The 21,780-nt window shown below is 42.8% G+C and carries 18 protein-coding genes and 1 pseudogene; 13 read left to right on the top strand and 6 right to left on the bottom strand.

Going from position 1 to position 21,780, the window contains the following annotated elements:
• The first annotated feature begins 14 nt into the window (after positions 1-14).
• The 7 genes from menB (at position 15) to MKY77_RS20060 (ending at position 7,900) form a co-directional block, all read left to right on the top strand.
• Positions 15-836: a 1,4-dihydroxy-2-naphthoyl-CoA synthase gene (gene menB / locus MKY77_RS20090; protein WP_148988000.1), complete on the top strand. Its 822-nt coding sequence runs from the start codon at positions 15-17 to the stop codon at positions 834-836.
• 98 nt (positions 837-934) lie between these two features.
• A complete protein-coding gene (locus MKY77_RS20085; RefSeq protein WP_339147445.1) occupies positions 935-2,422 on the top strand; it encodes an o-succinylbenzoate--CoA ligase in 1,488 nt (495 codons plus the stop codon).
• Complete coding sequence (gene menC / locus MKY77_RS20080) at positions 2,412-3,527, top strand: o-succinylbenzoate synthase (protein ID WP_339147444.1); 1,116 nt, start codon at positions 2,412-2,414, stop codon at positions 3,525-3,527. Before MKY77_RS20085 ends, menC begins: the two co-directional genes overlap by 11 nt.
• Before the next feature lie 404 nt (positions 3,528-3,931).
• Positions 3,932-4,858: a zinc ABC transporter substrate-binding protein gene (locus MKY77_RS20075; RefSeq protein ID WP_339147443.1), complete on the top strand. Its 927-nt coding sequence runs from the start codon at positions 3,932-3,934 to the stop codon at positions 4,856-4,858.
• Between the two features lie 36 nt (positions 4,859-4,894).
• Positions 4,895-5,641, top strand: a complete 747-nt coding sequence (locus MKY77_RS20070) for a metal ABC transporter ATP-binding protein (RefSeq protein ID WP_339147442.1) — start codon at positions 4,895-4,897, stop codon at positions 5,639-5,641.
• A 10-nt stretch (positions 5,642-5,651) separates the two neighbouring features.
• Positions 5,652-7,010 (top strand): metal ABC transporter permease, encoded by a 1,359-nt coding sequence (locus MKY77_RS20065; RefSeq protein ID WP_339147441.1) that lies wholly within the window; start codon positions 5,652-5,654, stop codon positions 7,008-7,010.
• Positions 7,007-7,900, top strand: coding sequence for a metal ABC transporter permease (locus MKY77_RS20060; RefSeq protein WP_339147440.1), 894 nt, complete (start codon positions 7,007-7,009; stop codon positions 7,898-7,900). The genes MKY77_RS20065 and MKY77_RS20060 overlap by 4 nt, the downstream gene beginning before the upstream one ends.
• A gap of 78 nt (positions 7,901-7,978) precedes the next feature.
• On the opposite strand, the gene MKY77_RS20055 is transcribed toward MKY77_RS20060, so the two are convergent.
• A complete protein-coding gene (locus MKY77_RS20055; RefSeq protein ID WP_065240314.1) occupies positions 7,979-8,140 on the bottom strand; it encodes a DUF1540 domain-containing protein in 162 nt (53 codons plus the stop codon).
• A gap of 182 nt (positions 8,141-8,322) precedes the next feature.
• Between MKY77_RS20055 and MKY77_RS20050 the strand changes: the two genes are divergently transcribed.
• Positions 8,323-8,607, top strand: coding sequence for a DUF2325 domain-containing protein (locus MKY77_RS20050; protein ID WP_339147438.1), 285 nt, complete (start codon positions 8,323-8,325; stop codon positions 8,605-8,607).
• Positions 8,608-8,638: 31 nt separating this feature from the next.
• Here MKY77_RS20050 and MKY77_RS20045 read toward each other — a convergent pair.
• Positions 8,639-9,662: pseudogene (locus tag MKY77_RS20045) on the bottom strand (cytochrome d ubiquinol oxidase subunit II).
• Between the two features lie 15 nt (positions 9,663-9,677).
• Positions 9,678-11,030, bottom strand: coding sequence for a cytochrome ubiquinol oxidase subunit I (locus MKY77_RS20040; RefSeq protein ID WP_339147434.1), 1,353 nt, complete (start codon positions 11,028-11,030; stop codon positions 9,678-9,680).
• Between the two features lie 243 nt (positions 11,031-11,273).
• Here MKY77_RS20040 and MKY77_RS20035 point away from each other — a divergent pair, with 243 nt between their 5' ends.
• Both MKY77_RS20035 and MKY77_RS20030 read left to right on the top strand, forming a co-directional pair.
• On the top strand, positions 11,274-12,245 hold the full coding sequence (locus tag MKY77_RS20035; protein WP_339147433.1) for a GTP-binding protein: 972 nt from the start codon (positions 11,274-11,276) through the stop codon (positions 12,243-12,245).
• A 964-nt stretch (positions 12,246-13,209) separates the two neighbouring features.
• Positions 13,210-14,379, top strand: coding sequence for an FAD-dependent monooxygenase (locus MKY77_RS20030; RefSeq protein ID WP_342515456.1), 1,170 nt, complete (start codon positions 13,210-13,212; stop codon positions 14,377-14,379).
• Positions 14,380-14,653: 274 nt separating this feature from the next.
• On the opposite strand, the gene MKY77_RS20025 is transcribed toward MKY77_RS20030, so the two are convergent.
• From MKY77_RS20025 to MKY77_RS20015, 3 genes are all read right to left on the bottom strand, one after another.
• Positions 14,654-16,225 (bottom strand): extracellular solute-binding protein, encoded by a 1,572-nt coding sequence (locus tag MKY77_RS20025; protein ID WP_339147431.1) that lies wholly within the window; start codon positions 16,223-16,225, stop codon positions 14,654-14,656.
• 113 nt (positions 16,226-16,338) lie between these two features.
• Positions 16,339-17,220 carry a carbohydrate ABC transporter permease gene (locus tag MKY77_RS20020; protein WP_339147429.1) on the bottom strand — a complete coding sequence of 294 codons (882 nt, stop codon included), beginning with the start codon at positions 17,218-17,220 and terminating at the stop codon, positions 16,339-16,341.
• A 12-nt stretch (positions 17,221-17,232) separates the two neighbouring features.
• A complete protein-coding gene (locus tag MKY77_RS20015; protein WP_339147428.1) occupies positions 17,233-18,141 on the bottom strand; it encodes an ABC transporter permease subunit in 909 nt (302 codons plus the stop codon).
• A 188-nt stretch (positions 18,142-18,329) separates the two neighbouring features.
• Between MKY77_RS20015 and MKY77_RS20010 the strand changes: the two genes are divergently transcribed.
• The 3 genes from MKY77_RS20010 (at position 18,330) to MKY77_RS20000 (ending at position 21,589) form a co-directional block, all read left to right on the top strand.
• Complete coding sequence (locus MKY77_RS20010; RefSeq protein WP_339147426.1) at positions 18,330-19,370, top strand: response regulator; 1,041 nt, start codon at positions 18,330-18,332, stop codon at positions 19,368-19,370.
• Positions 19,370-21,175, top strand: coding sequence for a histidine kinase (locus MKY77_RS20005; protein WP_339147424.1), 1,806 nt, complete (start codon positions 19,370-19,372; stop codon positions 21,173-21,175). The genes MKY77_RS20010 and MKY77_RS20005 overlap by 1 nt, the downstream gene beginning before the upstream one ends.
• 96 nt (positions 21,176-21,271) lie before the next feature.
• Positions 21,272-21,589, top strand: coding sequence for a cupin domain-containing protein (locus MKY77_RS20000; protein WP_339147422.1), 318 nt, complete (start codon positions 21,272-21,274; stop codon positions 21,587-21,589).
• Positions 21,590-21,780 lie beyond the last annotated feature (191 nt).

Here is a 21,780-nt window from a genome sequence, read left to right as displayed (position 1 = left end):
GGAGGAAACAGAACATGGCAAGAGAATGGATAGCAGGTCCAAAACAGTTTGAAGACATTTTATATGAAACATATAACGGGATTGCAAAAATTACAATCAACCGTCCGGAAGTACATAACGCATTCCGTCCGAAAACGGTAATGGAATTAATTGAGGCTTTTGCGTATGCACGCGACGACTCTAGTGTTGGAGTAATCATTTTAACTGGTGCTGGGGACAAAGCGTTTTGTTCCGGTGGAGACCAAAAGGTTCGCGGACATGGTGGATATGTTGGGGAGGATGAAATCCCTCGCTTGAACGTCCTTGATCTACAACGTCTCATTCGTGTAACTCCTAAGCCAGTAGTGGCAATGGTTGCAGGATGGGCAATTGGTGGAGGTCATGTATTGCATGTAGTGTGTGACTTGACTATCGCTGCTGACAATGCACGATTCGGACAAACTGGACCAAAAGTGGGCAGCTTTGATGCTGGTTACGGCTCTGGTTACCTTGCCCGTATCGTTGGGCATAAGAAAGCTCGTGAAATCTGGTACCTATGCCGTCAATACGATGCTAAAGAAGCACTGGACATGGGTCTTGTGAACACGGTTGTTCCTTTGGAGCGCTTGGAAGATGAAACTGTACAATGGTGTGAAGAAATGCTCGAGAACAGCCCGACAGCTCTTCGTTTCCTAAAAGCTGCAATGAATGCCGACACAGATGGATTGGCAGGAATCCAACAGTTTGCTGGAGATGCAACATTATTGTACTATACGACGGAAGAAGCAAAAGAAGGTCGTGATGCATTCAAAGAAAAGAGAAAGCCGGACTTTGGACAGTTCCCGCGTTTCCCTTAATACATTCGAATCTTTTGTTGGGAGGGCAATCTAAGAGCTTTTGGCTTTTGGATTGCTCTTCTTTTTTTGGTGAAAATAAAGGAAGGGGGTTGTGACATATGACAGCATTGCCGAATTTTTTAATGAAACGGGCTGCTTTGACTCCGGACCGGATTGCGCTTGAAATGGATGATAGAAAAGTTACGTTTAGGGAGCTTTTCAGGAATTCGATTCAGCTTTCGGAAAAGCTAGGAGAACTGGGAGTGGAAAAAGGCGATCGGATTTCTATTTTTATGAGTAATAGCATGGAACTCGTTGAATTGCTCTTTGCCCTAAAGAATATTGGGGCGATTACCATTTTACATAACCTGCGATTAACAGCGCAGGAACTATCATTTCAAGTGGAGGATGCGGCTTCGCGTTTTATTTTGGTGGAAGACGATAAAGGGGCTTTCTTAGCCAATGTTTTTGATTCGGAGAGGGTTATTCCGTTTAGCAGGTTGGTTTCTCTGAATGGACGACCTATTGACGTGGTGGAAGAGTTTGATCTTGATAGAACGGATACGATCATGTATACAAGTGGGACGACAGGTTCCCCAAAGGGCGTTAAACAGACATATGGGAATCATTTCTGGAGTGCTACCGGGTCTGCGCTTAATTTGGGCCTTCATGAGAATGACAGCTGGTTGTTGGCCGTTCCGATGTTTCATATCAGTGGCTTGTCCATATTGATGAGAAATGTGGTATATGGTATGAGGGTCATCATCCATAAGCGTTTTGATGTGGAAGCGGTCCATCGAGATTTAATGGAGAAGAATGTAACGATTGTATCTGTGGTAAGTGCGATGCTAAGTGCTCTATTAGAGCAGCTTGGAACTGGCACCTATCCTACTTCTTTCCGTTGCATGCTTGTGGGAGGGGGGCCGGTGCCCAAATCGATGCTTGAAGAGTGTCAAGAAAAAGCTATCCCTGTGTATCAGACATATGGTATGACAGAAACATCCTCCCAGATTGTCACACTCTCTCCCGACTCTGCTATATCCAAATTGGGATCAGCGGGTAAACCATTGTTTCCTTGCCAATTAAAGATAGTAAAAGACGGGCAAGAGGCTGCTCCAGGTGAGACGGGTGAGATTGTTGTAAAAGGACCGAATGTGACTCCGGGATACTACAACCGGGAGGAGGCCACAAAGGATTCGATTCAGGATGGTTGGTTATATACCGGAGACCTGGGGTATGTGGATGGTGAAGGATTTTTGTTTGTAGTGGATCGGCGGAGTGATTTGATTATATCAGGCGGGGAAAATGTGTATCCTGCTGAAGTAGAAGCGGTTCTTGTTTCTCATCCTTTGATAAAAGAAGCAGGGGTGACAGGGGTACATGACGATCGCTGGGGACAGGTTCCTATAGCGTTTGTTGTGGCCAACAAGACCGAGATGTTTGATAAAGAAGAACTGCGATTTTTCCTGAAGGAGCGCCTTGCAGGCTATAAAGTGCCAAAGCAGTTTTATTTGGTGGAGGCCCTGCCGAGGAATGCTTCAAGTAAACTGCTGCGCAGAGAGCTTTTGAAGTTGGTGCCGGAGGGAGATGGCATCTTTGAGGATTGAGAAGGTAGAGCTGTTTTTAACATCCATGGAACTTGTCCAACCCTTCCGCACTCACCTGGAAACCGTCAAAGACAGGGAAAGCATCTTGGTGAAGGTGACGGATGTTGATGGGTATTGCGGCTGGGGAGAAGTAGTGGCTTTTTCTTCTCCATGGTACACTGAAGAGACCATTGAAACCGCTTGGCATATGTTGACGGAGTTTTTTATACCGTGCATTTTGAAGGGGGAATGGCATCGCCCGGAGGAAGTAAATGCTGCACTTGAAACCTTCAAGCGAAATCCGATGGCCAAAGCAGGATTGGAAATGGCGGTATGGGACCTGTTTGCTAAGCGTTCGGAGTTGTCGTTATCGGAGTATATAGGTGGTGTGCGAAGCTCGGTGAAGGCAGGCGTTGTCGTAAGTGTCGACTCCCCACAAAGGATGCTTTCTACGATTGAAAAGCGTTTAGAAGAAGGGTACGAACGGGTGAAGGTAAAGATAGAGCCCCATAAGGATGTGGAGATACTTAAAATGATCAGGAAGGCTTATCCGGATCTTGCCTTACTTGTCGATGCAAATTCTGCCTATACGCTTGAAGATTCAGAACGGTTATCTTCATTGGACTCATTAAACTTGCTAATGATTGAGCAGCCGCTTGCAGCAGACGATATAGTGGAGCACGCTGAACTGCAGAAGCGATTATCTACCCCCATCTGTTTGGACGAGAGCATCGTTTCCTTGCAAGATGCAAAAAATGCAGTGGCGCTTGGCAGCTGCAAGGTAATGAGTATTAAGATTGGGAGGGTTGGCGGCTTGACCAATGCCATTGCCATTCATAATTTGTGTGAAAAAAGTGCAATTCCTGTTTGGTGTGGAGGAATGTTGGAGACAGGTATTTCAAGAGCCTTCAACATTGCTTTGGCCACACTTTCAAATTTTACAATCCCAGGTGATATCTCTGCATCCAGTCGGTACTGGAAGAGGGATGTGACGAAGCCTGAGGTAGTAGTAGAAAATGGGGAAGTGATAGTCCCAACCGGACCTGGAATTGGTTATATAGTGGACGAAAAGTATGTGAAGGAGATTAGTAAGAGAATTCAAACCTTCAACAAGCAAGAAACATAGTCATAAACGGAAAAAATTAATATTAACAGAAATAAAAAGAAAATAAAATAAAAGCGAAAGCCCGCTGGCACTCCAGCGGGCTTTCGCTTTTAACTTTATTTATATTCGACAAGGAGCGAGGAAATCCTTTGGGGGTCTGACCCCCTTTTTTTATTTTTTCAGTTTTTTCGTTCTTGACAAAAGTTTGCTTAGGGTTTAAGTTTTGTATGAGGGCAACTTTTTGAGTCGAGGCTTAAATTAATGTATCTGGTCAAGTTTAGTCGCACCATTTTGCTAATTTCTGCATAAATTGGTCTAGGAGTTCAGTGGAAATGTGTGTATTTTTTTACCTTAAAAATTGCATTAGAGAAACTTTTGTTGCTTAGAGCAATATAAAGAAGAGAGTCAAAAGGAGAGGGTATGAAGTGAAATCAATTTGGATGAAATTCTTGCTTTTAGGTTTGCTTGTATTGGGTCTAGCTGGTTGTAATGCCAAGGCGGGAACAGACGGAGATGACACCATCAGGGTTACCACGACAATTGCTCAGATCGGTGATATCGCAAAAAACATTGGCGGAGATAAGGTACAGGTAGAGAGCCTGATGGGTCCGGGAATTGACCCCCATTTGTATCAGGCCTCGCAAGGGGATCTTCGTAAACTAAGTGATGCCGACATCATTTTTTATAATGGGCTTAGACTAGAGGGGAGAATGGGGGACATTTTGAATAAAATGTCCAAAGATAAACCAACAATTGCTGTTGCGGAATCCATTCCGACAGACCTGCTCCTAAATGATGAAGAGGAAGCAGGGAAGTTAGATCCCCATGTTTGGTTTGATATATCTCTTTGGTTGCACACAGTAGAAGAAGTTAAAAATTCCCTGATTAAAATAGATGATGAAAATGCTGCCTATTATGAAAAAAATGCAGCGGAGTATATACAGAAGCTTGAAGAATTGGATGCTTATGCGAAAGAACAGATCGCAACAATACCTGAAGAGAGCAGGGTCCTTGTTACTGCCCATGATGCTTTCCAATATTTTGGTGAGGCATACGGAATGGAAGTCACAGGTTTACAAGGGTTGAGTACAGATGCGGAGTTCGGCTTGAATGATGTGCGATCCATTGTGGACCTCCTGGTGGAGAGAAACATAAAAGCGGTATTTGTGGAAAGCAGTATTTCTGAGGATAGCATCAATGCTGTGGTAAAAGGAGCAGAGAGCAGGGGACACGCGGTTGTTATTGGTGGAGAGCTCTACTCTGATGCCATGGGTGCAGAAGGAACAGAAACGGGAACATATTTAGGGATGTTCCGACATAACATTGATACAATCGTTGCCGCATTAAAATAAAGCTTTTAGATAACAAAAAGGAAAAGGTGAACGAATATGGAGCCAGTGAAAATAGAAAATCTTACAGTAGCCTATCATCGTAAACCTGTTTTGAAAGAAATCAGCTTTTGTGTACCGGAAGGGAAATTAATTGGTATCATCGGTCCAAATGGAGCCGGGAAATCCACTTTGATTAAAGCGGCCCTGGAATTGATACCAAAAGCTTCCGGCAACATCACCATATACGGAAAATCCTATAAATCTCAGAGAAAACTAATTGGCTATGTGCCACAGCGGGGTTCGGTGGATTGGGATTTTCCGACGAATGCTTTAGATGTTGTTTTGATGGGAAGGTATGGTCATATCGGCTGGTTGAAACGTCCGAACAAGCAGGATATCGAGTTTGCATATGAGTGTTTGGATAAAGTCGGTATGCGTGAATATGCGACAAGGCAGATCAGCCAGCTTTCAGGCGGGCAGCAGCAGCGTGTCTTTCTGGCAAGGGCACTTGCACAAGACGCAAGCATTTATTTTATGGATGAACCTTTTGTTGGGGTTGATGCCGCCACGGAGAAAGCGATCATCACGATTCTTAACGAGCTGAAGGCCCAGGGGAAGACGGTGCTGGTTGTTCATCACGATCTACAAACGGTGAAAGAGTATTTTGATTGGACGTTATTGATTAATCTCAGAAAGATTGCCATCGGTCCAACGGAAGAAGTGTTTACAATAGAGAACTTACAAAAAACGTATGGTGGACGGTTAGCGTTCTTAGATCAAAATCAAGCCATTGTCGAACAATAGGAGTGACAGTATGGGAACATTTCTATATATGCTACAAGATCCGAATGTACAATGGGTGTTAATCGGAACCATTCTACTTGGAATCGCGAGCGGGGTGCTGGGGAGCTTTGCGCTTTTAAGGAAGCAGAGCCTTTTAGGGGATGCGATGGCACATGCGGCACTGCCTGGCATCTGTATTGCTTTCCTTATATATGGAGCAAAATCGATGTCGTGGTTTATGATCGGCGCTGCCATTTCAGGGCTGATAGGGACCTATTGTATTCAGGCGATCATCAAGCATTCAAGAATCAAGGAAGATACTGCAATCGGGCTTGTCCTCTCTGTGTTTTTTGGTTTTGGGATTGTCCTTTTGACATATGTCCAACATCATGGAAAAGGCAACCAGGCTGGTCTTGACTCTTTTATTTTCGGGCAAGCGGCTGCCATAGTCGGGACGGATGTGCAAATTATCAGCGTGATAGCCTTCGTCTTGATATTCATTACCTTTCTTCTTTTCAAAGAACTGAAACTGATTACGTTTGATCCGCAGTTTGCGCAAGGACTGGGCTTACCCGTGAAATGGTTGAACGGTCTTTTAATGACATTGATTGTAGGGGCGGTCGTCATCGGTTTGCAGGCGGTTGGGGTCATTTTGATGGCTGCCATGCTGATCACTCCTGCCATCGCTGCAAGGTACTGGACAGAGCGGCTTGATTATATGGTTATCTTGGCAGGATTGGTTGGTGGAATATCCGGCGTGGTCGGGACGCTGCTAAGTACTCTTTCAAGGGGAATGCCGACAGGTCCACTAATCATTATGGCCGCGACCATCCTTTTTATCATATCCCTTCTATTTGGAACCAAAAAAGGGCTGCTGCCGAAGTTCTTGAAACAGTGGAGAGTGAAGCGGTTGATTACAAGGGAGAATATCCTTTCCAGTCTGTATGAACTGACAGAAGCGAGACTGAAAAGCTCGGAGGGAAGAGAGATGGGAAGCTTTTCCTATCTACAGATCACAAAGATTCGTCCCATTTCTACCATCAGTTTTCTTTCGGTGATAAAAGGTTTGGAGAGGGAAGGTGCTATTAAAGAACTGGAAGACAAGCAAGTTGTGCTGACAGAAAAGGGGCTGGAGCTGGCCCATGATATAGTGTTGAAAAATAGGTTGCTGGATATGTATGTTATGTTTGAAAGTAAGTTTCCTGTTTCGGAATGGAGAGAAGGAAGCATGGACCTCCTGGAGGGGCCAAAAGAAATCCTAGATGAACTGAAGGCGTTACTCAGGGATTTTGGCAGGGAACCCAAAGGCTTATTCTTATATAGGAAAAAGAAAAGTCTAGGTCCAGCTGGCTTTCATTCCACGATGAAAGGAAGTGAAGGACGCTTATGAGTTATGAAGGCTGGATTATTATCACAGGATCACTTGTTGGAATAACATGTGGGATTACCGGTTGTTTCCTTATATTGCGACGCATGGCGATGCTTGCGGACGCCATAAGCCATACCGTGTTGCTTGGAATAGTAGGGGCATATTTGGTATCGAGTAGCCTAGAAGGGGTCTATATGTTTGTTGGCGCACTGATTGTTGGGTTGTTGACGGCATTCTTCGTTCAGCTACTGCACTCATCGGGTGTTCAATCGGATGCAGCCATCGGAGTAGTATTCACTTCTCTCTTTGCATTAGGTGTCATCCTGCTCTCCTTATATGCAGGACGGATCCATTTGGATGTAGATCATGCATTGATGGGCGAAATAGCATTTGTACCGTGGGACACATTCGTGCTGGGTGGAATGGAGCTTGGTCCAAAAGCAGTTTGGATGTTGGGCACGGTTTTGGTGATTAACCTGGCAATCATTCTCTTCTTTTATAAGGAACTGAAAATATGTGCGTTTGATCCGGAGATGGCCCTTGCGATTGGAATCCCGGTCATGTTCATGCACTATTTATTGATGGGGATGCTCTCCATTACGACGGTTGCTTCCTTTGACAGTGTGGGAGCCATCCTGGTGGTTGCGATGCTGATTGCACCAGGGGCCAGCGCCTACTTATTGACTGATAAACTGAGTGTCATGCTTGGATTGAGTGCGCTGATAGGTGTTGCATCTGCGGTACTTGGCTATTATGCTGCCTACCTGTTTAATGTGTCCATATCGGGTTCAATGGCTTCCATGGCAGGGATTTTGTTCGTTGTGACATTTTTCTTGTCGCCGAAACACGGGTTGATCATGAAATGGATTTTCAGAAGGAGCTTATCAAAGGAAAGCAGCGGCCTTCAGTAAGATATATCAAGAAACATTGAAAAGCCCAAGAGCTACCTGCAAAGTAGCTCTTGGGTTTCTTTTTTTACATCTACCCAATTAATGGGCAGGTTTAAAGGTTTTGCAATCTGTGTCTTTTGTATCGTGGGCTGTATTGCCTTTATGGCTCACTACATAAATAGCGTCTGCTTGGCAACGGTTCCCTTGGCCCCAATAGTTACAGTTTTCGACTTCACATAAAACTTCCACGTCTCTTGCCATCTTTTCGTCCTCCTTTTTTGTACAGAAGATACTTTCTTAATATTGACTAGAGAATCTTTTTCATACTTACTTTTGAAAAACAGGTATAATTATAAAATTTATTGACAAAGAGAATCATTCTCAATTATTATGAATATAACAAAAGAGAATCATTCTCAATTAAAGGAAGGGTGTAATAAGCGATGGCTTCATTAATGGTAGTTGGTGCAGATCACTTAGGGAATATCCACGATAAACTGTTAACTCAAGGATTTGAAGATGTTTTACATATTGACGGAAGAAAAGTGCAAGTGGTAAAAAGAACAATACCAGAGCATATTGATATCATTCTTGTTCTGACTGATTATATCAATCATAATCTGGCCAAGGTGATCAAGCAAAAAGCAAAGGAAAGTAACAAGCCAGTTTTTTACTGTAAGAGATCTTGGAGTTCCATACAGAAGGTGCTTGGGAATATTCGGAATTGAAAAAGCCAGGAGACGATTAAGTCCGCTAGCTTTAATTTTCACTCTTAATGTACCTTTCATCCTTCATGAACAGTCTCCAGAAGTAGATAAATCCTGGGAACAGAATGACGAATCCGATGATATAGGTGATGAACAGTGCCCGGAAGGAAGCTGGGTCTGTAAATCCATTCTGGATGGTTACATTCGGATAAATGATGTATGGTAAATGTGCCCTCCCGTATGCATAGCTTGCAAGTGCATACTGAATGAAAGCCGATACCACACCGAGACGCGGGAGGCCAGTCCATCCATTTTTTCCAGGTAGAACTAAGGCGACACCTGTCACAACAAACATCGCAGCCGAAAGGAATAACCAGACCAGATAGTCCATCATTCCATCAAAAAGCCAAGCTGCTTCATAGCGCATGGTGATCATGATGAGTAAAGCACCAAGCGACAGGTCCGAGAATGAGCGCGTCTCGTCGGTATATTTCGTAGGCATGCTTATCTTTTGCCACCTTTGAAAAATCCGCCAATAGAAGGGAGGAAAGGAACAGCGTACTGCTAATTGCAAAAAGAATAAAAGAAAGGGCGTGAGGGCTCGTCAACAAACGTCCGAGCATCAGAGTATCCACCCCATCTATGTTATCCACAAATCCCCCATGTGTAATCGGTAATACCAGAATCAAAAAAGCCGGAATAATAAAACCGCTGATTCCAGATACATAGGTCAACGGTTTGTGGTAGTCATCCACAATGTGTGAGAAGACAAGAAATCCACTTCGGACAGCAAGTAATAATAGAATGATGCTGCCCGGTATCAGAAGTACCGTGCCGAGGGTGTAGGCGGCGCTTGGAAAAAAACTGTAGATGGCCACTACTACAGCGACGACAAAAACATTAGTCACCTCCCAGGTTGGGGAAAGATACCTGTTAGCAATGTTCGTCGCATTGGTTTTCTCATTCTTTATATAGAGCATGGACCAGAATCCTGCCCCGAAATCCATCGTTGCCATTACCGCATAAATAAAGATGAATCCCCATAGGACGGTAATCGCCAATATCACATCTGTCATGCAGATAAACCTCCCTTAGGCCTGAACCCCAGTAGGTGATGGGGGGATTTCATCAAGTTCATCCTCAATCGGATGGCGCTTGAAGTAGTAGCGTAAAACAAGGACCACCGCAGCTCCCAGTAATACATAAATCCCTGCAAACGCTAGGAATAAGGCAGCAAGGTTCTGGTTGCCTGTCACAGCATCCTCTGTTAACATGACGCGATAGATGACCCATGGCTGTCTACCTGTACATGCAAATATCCAACCGAATTCTATGGCCAATACAGCCATAGGCCCTGCAGCAACAAACAGCCACATCATCCATTTTGGATAGGTGCGTTTTTTCAGTATCTTGCTCCAAAAGAAGCCTACCAAAGAGAGTATTATTAATAACGAACCAATGCCAACCATGGCATTGAATAGCGTGTGGACAAATAAAGGTGGCCAATACTCCTCTGGGAAATCATCCAAACCCACTACCACTGTATCAAAGCGGTCATCCGCCAAGAAGCTTAACGCCCAAGGTATTTCAATGCCCCATTTCACTTCTTTTGTTTCCCGATCGGTGAATCCGCCGATGGCAAGGGGAGCATGGGATTGTGTTTCAAAAAGCCCTTCAGCCGCAGCAAGCTTTTCCGGCTGGTATTGATGCAATAGCTGAGCGGATTCATGACCGTTGATTGCTGTCATGAACGAGAAGATTCCCCCTACCACAAGTCCCATGATCAACGCCTTGCGATGAAATTTATACACTCGCTCATTGTGTTTGTTTCGTAGCATTTTATAAGCAGCAACAGAAGCAATAACAAATGCACCGGTCATAAAAGCAGAAACGGCGACATGTGCTGCTGTAACGACGAAACTTGGGTTGAAGAATGCAGCCCAAGGGTCTACATCGACAATCTGTCCATTTTCGATCCGGAATCCTGCTGGTGTACCTTCAAAGGCATGAACATTTGTGATCAACACAGCCGAAGCCGCAGCCCCGATGGTCACAAGTGTCACGCTGAAAATTCTCATCCAGGGGGATATCCTATCCGCTGCATAGACGTAGATAGAGATAAATAATGCTTCAATGAAAAAAGCATAGATCTCAATCTGAAATGGAAGGGCCATAACCTTTCCGATGACCTCCATGAACCCGGGCCATAAAAGGGAAAGCTGTACACCTGCGATGGTACCGGTCGGAATGGCCACTCCAAGTAGTACTGCTTTTGCTTTTGTCCATCTTTTCGCCATGATGGCATACTCGCGGTTCTGCGTTTTTTGATACATCAATTCAGCTATCAAGATCATCAACGGTATTCCCACACCAAGTGTGGCAAAAATGATATGAAATCCCATGGTGGTCCCAAACAATGACCTTGCAATAACTACATCATCCATATGGCTACGTCCCTTCGCGCTAGTTTTATATGGTTATGGTCCACATTTTTCCACTTATTATGCATATTTTGCTAAAAGAAAAGCCCATCTTAAAGGGAAGTACCATATTGCTTGAAAGAACATAGGGTAAGCTATAAAATTAAAAGCGTAATGGTTACGATTTGAAACTTGATTTTATTTACTTTTAAAGCAATTGTATAATGGGTAGTAGGATAATAGGATGAAACGATAGGAGTGTATATAATGACCAAAAGGATACCTGTTTTTGTTATCAGTGGATTTTTGGGTAGCGGGAAAACGACCGTACTTTTACATATGTTGAATCACTTTAAAAACGAGGGGATGAAACCTGGTATCATCCTCAATGAACTCGGCGATGAAAATGTAGAGGACCATCTTTTTAAAGAGGAGAAAGTGGTAGAACTACTGAATGGATGCATCTGCTGCACCATTCAGGAAGATCTGAAGTCTACGCTTGATCAATATTTGGGTGAAAAGGTGGACGTGTTAATCATTGAAGGAACGGGTGTTGCGAATCCTCTTGAAATTAAAGATGTCTTATTAACACCAATCTATATGGAGCATTTTGAGTTGCAGTCGATGATAAGTCTTGTGGATGCAAGTCATTATCTTGAATATCAGAGCTTTTTCAGCAGTTCCAAAGAAATACGGGGCTTGTTGAAGGAACAAGTCACATCTGCTCATCTTTTGGTGTTGAATAAAATGGATCTTGTTTCAGAGAAGGAGCTTATCAAAGTGGAGTCAAAGCTCGCCGATGAGTTAGAGGACCATGTACCGGTCTACCGGACGAGCCATGGTGAGGTGCCATTGGAGATACTACTGGAAAAGCGGATGCAGATGAAAGAAATGAAGGAGGTTGGTCGTGGAGAGGATGCTAGAGGACATGATCATAGTCATGACGGCCACCATCACCACCACCATCACATTGAAGCCGTAAAAGTAACCTTTTCAGAGCCGATTAACCGTGTTGTATTGGAAAAGCAACTTAAAAAGCTCTCTAAACAGGTGGTAAGGGCCAAGGGTATCGTCCGGCTAGATGAAACTCCTGGTTTATATGAATTCCAATATGCCGCATCTACTTTAGTGCTTAACAGAATTGAGAATAACGAAATTCAGCCTTCGATCATTTTGATTGGAAAGGAAATTGATGAACGGAAAGTGGAGAAGTTTTGTGAGGCATTGAGGGGAGAATAGGTTAGTGAGCTGTTTTTAAGGTGGGGGTGTCGCCTTGGAAGCAGCTTTTTAACTTGGATTTGAAGCACCTTCCTCAATTAACGCATCTCCATTGAGAATCTCTAGTTTTGTTTTATCCGATTCTACAAGTTCTGAAGCGTTTGCTGTTACGAACGAAAACGAAAATAAGGAAAAAAGAACGACTAGTGACTAAAACAAATACTGTAATGATTTTTTATAGAATTTCCCCCTTTTCTATATTTGTGCAAGTGTTATAATATTCTAATAAATGTAATAAATAAACAATTACTGTCAATTTTAAAAAGGGAGAAATTTATGAAAAATATGTATTTTATTAGTTCTATGAGTTTTTGATTATGAAATAATTGTTATTAAGCAATAGGTAGGGTGTTGAAGAAAGATAGTTCATTTTTTTATAATAGGTCTAAATTATGAAATAAAAGTGGAAGGAATTCGTTCGGGATACTGTTATTTTAAAATTAAAACCTTTTATTTGAAACTTTATTTTGCGAGAACCGCAAACAAGTTTGCTTTATTAAATATTTGAAGTGTTTCTTGAGCTGGAGATCCTGAAAAACTTTAAGAGGTTGTTAATAAGGGGAACTTTATCACAAGACAGAAATATTAAAAGGGAATTTAAAAAAGTAGTTAGCGAAAAAAACACATTTTATATTAGTTATATTTAAATAAATAGCTGGAGATCACCTTGAAATGCATTGTAAAAATGTTTTGTTGGTTTGTGTTTGTGAAAAAAATCACTTAAACAACGAGGTGGTTTGCTGATAGGGCGTACTACCAGTATTTACTGCGGGAATCGGCACTCACTTCATACTGGATACACTGATGTTGTTCATCTTATTCCTGCCTACTTCTTAGTTTTCCATATATCGTCGGCTTGATTTAAAGTTTCAAATTTCTTCATAAGTAGGTTTTAATTGAGGCTTTTCATGGAAAAGCAGAAAGGATGACTGGTATGGCACCTAAAGCAGTAATGATTATTGGTGGAGGGCTAGGTGGACTTTCTGCTGCAATAGCCCTACAGCAGTTAGGATGGAACGTCACTGTATACGAGAAGGCAAAAGAACTTAAGGAATTAGGTGCAGGAATTGTTTTATCCGCAAATGCCATCAAAGTCTTGGAGAAATTGGGGGTCGCCGAACAAGTTCGCAAGGCCGGCTCCCCCGTAAAAAAAGCAGAGATACGAACATGGGATGGAAAGCTCCTAGTTAATGTACCTGTTCATAAACAAGCGAAACTTTATGGTACCTATAGCTACCTGATTTATCGTCCTGATCTGCAAAACATTTTATACAATAAATTAAAACAAGAAACCGTTATTTTCGGGAAAAAGTTAATTAATATAGAAAAGGATGTAACGAAAATTAAGGCGATTTTTGAGGATGGAGAGGAAGCAGAAGGAGATTTATTAATTGGAGCTGACGGCGTACATTCCGAAGTAAGGAAATATGTTATCGGATCAACACCTTCCCGTTATTCTGGGTTCACCGCTATTCGAGGCATATCCAATTTTGAAGATGACCGCTTTCCAGTCGAACTTGGAGGAGGCTTTGAAGCTTGGGGGCCTGGTAAAAGGTTCGGATTTTCCCATCTTGGCAGTGGTCGAATATTTTGGTTTTCAGCAATTAATACCCCGCAAGGAACGATGATTACCACCGAGGATCGGAAGAAAGCTGCTTTGGAGAAATTTAAGGGTTCATTCCAGCCAATTGAAGCAGTCATTGAGTCTACCAATGAATCAGACATACTCCTCCATGAAATCTTTGATCGGAGTCCGGTAAAATATTGGAGTAAAGGCAGGGCTACGTTGCTCGGAGATGCCGCTCATCCGATGCTTCCTAACCTCGGACAAGGGGGAGCCCAAGCCCTAGAAGATGCACTGGTATTATCCCGTTCCCTTGAAAAATACCCTGACAACGTGCAGCAAGCTTTTAAAATGTATGAGAAAATTAGGATTCCCCGCACCACACAAGTAGTACGAGGCTCAAGAGCAATGGCGAGGTTAATGCAGCTTGAAAACCCGTTAGCGATCCATTTCCGGAACCTAATGCTCCGTGCAATGCCAGACACCGTTCAAATCAAGCGTTTGGAATGGATGGTTGGACATGAGGTGTGAAAGGGTGTTTTTCACTTTGTTGATTATGAAGGTCCAGAGGATTTAGAAAAAATCATAACAGCCTTTAAAAAATAGGTTGAAAGATAATAAAAAATTATTGAAGTAAGGGGGCAATAACTGAAGATCAGCTAATTGATCTCCAGCTATTGCTCATCTTCAATTATTGGGTAGGATAAGAGAATTTGTGTTTGCTCACCAGAACTAGTTATAAGTCTAATTGAATGGGTCACCGAAGATCCTATCTTCGATGACCCATTCTTTTCTAGGTTCGTGTTTAGTTGGCTGGTTTCTGGACCCCATCTTCGTCATTATAACGTTTGGTCGCTTCTTCGACGGCTTTGCGACCACCTTTGTTTAGCCAATCTTCAATAATTTTGTCGTGGTATTCTATTGGTTCTTGGCCTAAAATGATACGGGCTGCCCCGCTCATCCAGACGTCTGGTGGTACATCGCTCCCTGGACGGATGTCTGGGTTGCTTTGAAGACTGGAAAGTGGTGGATCGAACTGGACACTGTCACGGCCTTCGCGGTTCAGTACCTCGTCAAAGACACTAATTAACTTCTGGCCATCCTCTGTGAGCTCCAGGATACCCTTTGTATAAGTGGCATCTTTAATCATCCAGAGCCAGTATGAGCGATAGCGCTGTTCATTGATTGCGTTCGATTCTGTTGGGATGTCATAAGTAATTTCACCGTTTTGGAGTGAGTATGTCACACCTTCCATTCCATATGTGAAGAATTGTTCTGCTTCTTCAGACACTTGCCAGTCAAAGAATTGAATAAGTTTGGCTATATCCGCTTCCGTGTTTTTGTTGATGAGGAAGGAACGGATGACACTGTTGTATAGATAGTGTCCGCCTTTACCATCAGGACCTGTTGGGGAAGGGATGATTTCTACTCGTGCTTCCGGTACGTGTTGTTGGATTTCTTGCTCCCAAGCGACTAATTCCTCTGCATTCATGCTCCACATTCCTGCTTTCCCGGCTATGATATTACTACGGAATTCTGGTTGTTGGGTTGTCAGAAACTCTCTATGGATGAGACCTTCCTCATGCATCGTTTTATAGAATTGGAGAGCATCCTTTATTTTATCGCCTGCCATGAATTTCGGTACGACTTCACCGTTATATAGTTCCCATTGAAAAGGGAATGCATCATAAGCCCCGAAGAATGTATCTGCGTATTTGAAGGCTTCCCTTCCTTGATAAGGATTTTCGACGCCAAGTTCCTTGAAGGCACGCAGTACTTCTAAATATTCCTCTGCCGTTTTAGGAATGTCTAATCCTGTTTTTTCTAGTAAATCCATCCGAATCCACATCCCACGTCTAGAACGATTAGAGAGGTAATCAGGGATGGCATAGATTTGACCATCATAGGTAACTTGGTCCCAGGCCTCTTGCGGGATGACCTTTAGTAAATTTTGTCCATGCTCTTTTAAGAGATCGTCCAGTGGCATGAATACACCTGCTTCTACGGCACCAGCTAATTCAGGGCCAAGGACACCGCCGGATGCCTGAACAACATCTGGTATGTTCCCGGATGCCAGCATCAAGGTCATTTTTTCTACATATTCCTGATGGGGCACAAGGCGGATATCGATGTCTGTGTTTGTGAGGCGTTCTAGTTCATGCACCCACTTGTCTTCATTGATATCCGGATGGTTTTCCACGTATGGTGTAGCAAGTGTTCTCATGGAGATGGAAAACTTCAAAGGCTCGGTAGAATCACTATTTTGACTGCCTTCCGATTCCGTTTTCGCAGTCTGGCTTGATTGGGTGTTGGTACAAGCGATGGTAAAGATGGTGACGAACAGTAAACAACATGCGGCTAGCAAGGATTTCTTCATGTATTGCCCTCCCATTTGAAAATTCTGAATATTGTAAGTGCTTACATTTATAATATCAAGAGCTTTTACTATTTAAAATGTGATGATTTTAGTTCAGTTTGTGTATTTTTTAGTTAGTCTTTGATCCCACCTAATAAGAACCCCTTGATAAAGAAACGCTGTAGAAAAGGATAGACTAATAGGATCGGAATCGTCGCTACAATGATTGTTGCCATTTTGATTCCGTCCGGGGAGCTTGATAGCATGCTTGCAAATACATCTGATGTAGGATCGGCCACCAGCGTATCATCCACGATCATTTCCCGAAGCTTCACTTGTAGTGGATAAAGTTTACGATTATCAATATACATTAAAGCATTAAAATACGTGTTCCAGTGAAAAACGGCATAAAAGATACCCAAGGTTGCTAATGCCGGTTTTGAAAGTGGAAGTACAATTTGAAACAATATCCGCATTTCTCCGCAGCCATCCATCCGGCTCGAATCGATAAGCTCATTCGGAATCTGTAAAAAGAAAGACCGCATGACAAAGAAATTAAATGCGCTGATCGCAGTTGGAATTATCAGAGCCCAGAGTGTATCCAGCATCCCCAGCTTCTGGATGAGAAGATAGGTCGGGATAAGCGGTGCAGAGAAAATCATGGTGAAAAGCACCATGAACAGGAAAATCTTTCTGCCTTTGAACTCCTGTCTTGATAATGGATAAGCAAGTGATGCAGTTGCTATCAAATTGAACAGTGTACCGAAGACGGTTATGAATACCGTGACACCAAAAGCACGCCATATCGTCATATCCTGGAACACATATTGGTAATTGTCAAAGGTCAAATCAACAGGTAAAAATAAAACTTCCCCTCTGTCTATTGCATTGGAGCTGCTGAACGATTGTGCTAATACATGGAAAAACGGCAAGATCATGATAAGTGATAATAGGACCAGAATGCTGATATTAAAGGTTAGAAACAGCTTCCTGGATCGGGTTTCTCTGTTCGCCATAAGTCTACCTCCCTAGTATAAACTGTTGCCGGTCGTCTTTCGACTAAGAAAATTTGCACCGACAAGAAGAATCAGGCCAACTACCGACTTAAAGATTCCGATGGCGGTTGTATAACTGAACTGGTTTTGCAATAATCCTACTTGATAAATGTATGTGTCAAAAATCTCTCCGCTTTCCCGGTTAAGTGGATTGAGGAATACATACACTCTTTCAAATCCAAAGTCTAGAAAGTTCCCAATCTGCAAAAGAAACAGAATGGTGATGGTCGGTAGGAGGGATGGAATGGTGATATGCCATGTCTGCTGCCAACGATTGGCACCATCCACCTCTGCAGCCTCGTATAGGTTCGGATTGATTCCCGCAAGTGCAGCAAGATAGATGATAGTCCCCCAACCAGTATCCCGCCACATGCCTGAGCCAACAATGATGGACCGGATATAGTTGTCTTCCCCAAGAAAATAAATGGGGTCATATCCGAACGAGGTAATCAATGTGTTTACAATCCCTGTAGAAGGAGACAAGACTCCAATGAAGATTCCACTGATTATGACCCACGACAAGAAATGTGGCATATAGATGACCGTTTGGATCATCCGCTTGGCAATGACTTTCCTTACTTCATTCAACATAAGCGCTAATACAATGGGTGAGGTGAAGCCGAAAAGAAGATCATAAAAATTAATCAATAAGGTATTTTTCAATATTCTGATAAAATCAGGATAAGAAAACATCTTCCGGAACTGGTCGAAGCCGACCCACTCACTCCCCATGACTCCGTGAAAAATATTATAATTTTGAAATGCAATAGCGGAGCCCATCAGAGGAACATACTTAAACAAAAGAAAATAGATGATGCCCGGTAATGCAATCAGGTAAAGGGCTTTATGCTTCTTTATATTAGCTAGCAAACTTACTCCCATAATTTTTCCCCCTTCATCAAACATCTGTAATGTGGGTTAATCGTAATCTTTGAAAAGGCTTTCATCAAGAGAGTGTATTTTGTGACTCTTGTGTTTTTTTTGGATTTAATTTCAGAATTTTTAAAATAAATATAAAAGTTTACGATATAATAATAAAAAATGAAAGCGCTTAACAAAGGAGTGGTAACATGAAAATCTTATTAGTTGAAGATGAGCCCTTGATTCGCAAAGGTTTTAAAAAACTACTGGGCCAGCTTGATATTGATGGGTTTTATATAGAAGGATTAACGGAGGCAGAAACGGCAGAGGAGGCGGAGTATATTCTAGAAAACCAACAGTTCGACTTGATTTTTACAGACATAGAAATGGCCGAAACCAATGGCTTGACTCTTATTCAAAGCTGGAAAAAGAAACTGCCGAACACCCAATGGATCATCATCTCAGGTTATGATAGTTTTGAATATGCGCAGAAGGCAATTATATACGGGGTCACGGAGTATGTACTAAAGCCTGTTAGTAAAAGGAAGATGTTGGAGGCTGTGGAAAGATGTATGGAAAATCGCCAGCTAAATACTAGCGACTTTATTTCTGCAACCGAAATGGATGATTGTTTGCAGCATTTGGAGGCGGCAATTTGGTCCTTGAACAGGGACAAGATGGAGGAGGGCTATCTGGCTTGGAAGGAGATAGTGAAAAAGAGGAAACTCCCAATTCAGTATTACAACGATGTACTTTCACATTTATTGGATTCATTGATGAATCGACTCAACAATAAAGGAAGTAAGGTTGGCATCTCATTAGATACGGTGTTGAAGGGCAAATCAATAGAAGAGGCAGATAGGCATTTCCTCCATACCTGTCACAAGCTAATAGGAGCTATTGAAATCAAAAGACGGGGGAATGAAGTAGACCCGATTGCAATTGCCAAGGACTATATTCTGATCCATCTGGAAAGGGAAATAAGTTTGGACGAGGTAGCGCAAAAACTCGGACTGAACGCATCCTACTTCAGCCAGCTGTTCAAAAAAGAAACGGGCGAGACATTTGTCAAATTCCGTATCAGATTGAGGATGGAAAAGGCAAAGGAGTTATTGCTACGGAATGATATCAGGGTGATTGATATCCCTGGAATGATCGGCTTGAATGACCATCCACATTTTACAAAAACATTTAAAAAGTATACTGGTCAAACCCCATCCGAATATAGGGTGGAAATGGGGATAGATTGATGTCATGGCTCTACAGGTTAAACATACAACAACGGATTTTGCTCTATTTTACTATTGTCATTCTATTGACCATCTCGATTGCCTCCTATCTCATCTATAAAGAAGCGGCATCCCAAATAAAAAGTCAGACGGAGGTCTATTTACATCATATTGTGGAGAACACGAGTTATCAGACGGACCGATATATCATGGATTTGGAGCTCGCCACCTTGTCTCTACTATCTGACCAACGTATCAAAGGCTTTCTGGATCTTGGGGATGATCAGCTTTTTGAAAGATATCAATACAATTCGGACATCAAAAGGCTGATGAATAGGATTTCTATACAACATAATGATATTAACCTTATCTATTTAGTTGGGGATCAAGGGCAAATGGTACTGTCAGAGGACAGGCTGATTAAACGAGCTGAGTATGGAACAAATCTTGAAATTTATGAGCTGTTGAAGGAGACCACACCGGAAAATGGCCAAATAAACCTCCTTGGCAAGGAGAGCATTTATAACCGGTCTCCATATGTCATCAGTATCACACGCAGAGTTAGGGGGACTACCTCTTTTATTCCAAAGGGGATTCTGGGAGTGGATATCAATGCAGTCGCCCTCGAAAAACTGTGGAATATTGGACAATTGAAAAATGACACTTCCCTCTGGATCATCGATAATAAAGGGGAAATCGTCTATCATTCAGACCCCAATCTGATAGGAATCACCCTTCAAGATACTATTTTGCAGCAATTTACGGAAGAGGAGGAGGGGGCCTTCATTGATAAATGGCTCTCACAGGAGACCATGTTTTATTACTCCAAGTCTGCCTATACAGGTTGGACCTTGGTAGCAACCACCCCTGAAGTCAGCATCCTTGAACCGGTCTCGGGTGTAAAACGTAATGCATTTGTTGCTTCGTTCATCGCCATTTTCGTCGCGCTCCTCATATCAACAGGCTTTACTAGAAGCATTGTGCGTCCTCTTCGTAAAGTGGAGCAAGGGATGAAAATGATGGAGATGGGGGAATGGGAAAAGATCAAGCCATTAAAAGGCAGTGACGAAATCAGTAGGTTAGTCATCAGTTATAACAAAATGATCGAGAGATTGACCGAGCTGGTAGAGGACCTCTATAAGTCGGAGCTTCAAAACCAGAAAGTACTGATAGAAAAACAAAGAAGCGAATTACAGGCACTTCAATCACAGATCAATCCTCATTTTCTTCACAATACACTGGAAACGATGAATGCCTATGCCATTTTGAATGAGGCGGAGGAAATATCGGAAATGGCAACGGCCCTCTCTTCCATGTTTCGCTATTCGGTCCGAAACTTTGAAGTGGTCACTTTAAGGGAAGAAATAGAGCATGTAAGTAATTTTCTCATTGTCCAAGAACATCGGTTTCAAAAGAAAATACAGGTGAACTTCCATGTTCCCAAAAGTCTGTTAGGGGAAGAGGTGGTAAAGCTCTCCTTGCAACCGATCGTTGAAAATGCCATACATCACGGCCTGAGAAAACGGGGATACGAAGGGGAAATCCATCTATATGCAGAGGTGGACAAGCATAAACTAGTGATTAGCGTTTGCGATAACGGCGTCGGAATCACCAATGAGCGTTTGAAAGAAATCAATGAACAATTGGCGACAAAACAACTTCATGAATGGAACCGCAATATGGGTATCGGCGTTAGCAATGTACATCATCGAATACGTTTAATTTGTGGGGAAGGCTATGGGCTTGCTATTAATGGTTCGAAAGAAGGGGGAACAACAGTAACACTCACCTTCCACCGGTCCAGTTGGAGAGAAAGCTCCGCTTGACCTAAAAAAAAGCAAGGTGAATATAAAGCCATTCTCCCTATCCCGTTTCCATCTTTTGTTACGATGAGTACACTAGACTGGGAAGGGGAGATAGAGATGAGCGAGAACAATTGGGAACAGGCAGAGCCAGGGGTGAAGAGGAAGATATTTTCACCAGGGATATCGTTGATGATGATGGAGGTCCATTTTGATAAAGGCGCAGAGGGATACGTGCACAGTCATCCGCATGAGCAGCTGACCTACGTCAAACAAGGTACGTTTGAATTTTTGCTGGATGGTGAGAAAAGGACGGTCCGCTCAGGTGAGACCCTGGTCATCCCAAGCGGAGTAAAGCATAGTGCAATTGCACTGGAGAAGGGGATCCTGTTGGATGCATTCACCCCTCTGCGCTTGGATTTACTTGGCAGAGAATAGCTTTTATATGTGGTATTACGAGAGATCTAAAAAAGACCCGGACTAATTTGAGTTTTAACATCAAATTAGTCCGGGTCTTTTTTATTAAGGGTTTGTTTTAGACAAGCGGTTGATGGTGCATGGCAAAGACTCCTTCGGGAGAAGCGGCCGGTGTGAGACCCGCAGGAACCCGTGGAGACTCACGGATCACG

This window comes from Sutcliffiella sp. FSL R7-0096, from assembly GCF_038595065.1.
GTDB lineage: Bacteria > Bacillota > Bacilli > Bacillales > Bacillaceae_I > Sutcliffiella_A.
The sequence above is the reverse complement of the archived record's forward strand: the minus strand, read 5'-3'. Positions and strand labels throughout refer to the sequence as shown.

Coding starts and splice junctions, on each gene's coding strand:
- menB (WP_148988000.1), top strand. CDS start 15: ATGGCAAGAGAATGGATAGCAGGTCCAAAACAGTTTGAAGACATTTTA.
- MKY77_RS20085 (WP_339147445.1), top strand. CDS start 935: ATGACAGCATTGCCGAATTTTTTAATGAAACGGGCTGCTTTGACTCCG.
- MKY77_RS20070 (WP_339147442.1), top strand. CDS start 4,895: ATGGAGCCAGTGAAAATAGAAAATCTTACAGTAGCCTATCATCGTAAA.
- MKY77_RS20065 (WP_339147441.1), top strand. CDS start 5,652: ATGGGAACATTTCTATATATGCTACAAGATCCGAATGTACAATGGGTG.
- MKY77_RS20060 (WP_339147440.1), top strand. CDS start 7,007: ATGAGTTATGAAGGCTGGATTATTATCACAGGATCACTTGTTGGAATA.
- MKY77_RS20055 (WP_065240314.1), bottom strand. CDS start 8,140: ATGGCAAGAGACGTGGAAGTTTTATGTGAAGTCGAAAACTGTAACTAT.
- MKY77_RS20050 (WP_339147438.1), top strand. CDS start 8,323: ATGGCTTCATTAATGGTAGTTGGTGCAGATCACTTAGGGAATATCCAC.
- MKY77_RS20040 (WP_339147434.1), bottom strand. CDS start 11,030: ATGGATGATGTAGTTATTGCAAGGTCATTGTTTGGGACCACCATGGGA.
- MKY77_RS20035 (WP_339147433.1), top strand. CDS start 11,274: ATGACCAAAAGGATACCTGTTTTTGTTATCAGTGGATTTTTGGGTAGC.
- MKY77_RS20030 (WP_342515456.1), top strand. CDS start 13,210: ATGACTGGTATGGCACCTAAAGCAGTAATGATTATTGGTGGAGGGCTA.
- MKY77_RS20025 (WP_339147431.1), bottom strand. CDS start 16,225: ATGAAGAAATCCTTGCTAGCCGCATGTTGTTTACTGTTCGTCACCATC.
- MKY77_RS20020 (WP_339147429.1), bottom strand. CDS start 17,220: ATGGCGAACAGAGAAACCCGATCCAGGAAGCTGTTTCTAACCTTTAAT.
- MKY77_RS20015 (WP_339147428.1), bottom strand. CDS start 18,141: ATGGGAGTAAGTTTGCTAGCTAATATAAAGAAGCATAAAGCCCTTTAC.
- MKY77_RS20010 (WP_339147426.1), top strand. CDS start 18,330: ATGAAAATCTTATTAGTTGAAGATGAGCCCTTGATTCGCAAAGGTTTT.
- MKY77_RS20005 (WP_339147424.1), top strand. CDS start 19,370: ATGTCATGGCTCTACAGGTTAAACATACAACAACGGATTTTGCTCTAT.
- MKY77_RS20000 (WP_339147422.1), top strand. CDS start 21,272: ATGAGCGAGAACAATTGGGAACAGGCAGAGCCAGGGGTGAAGAGGAAG.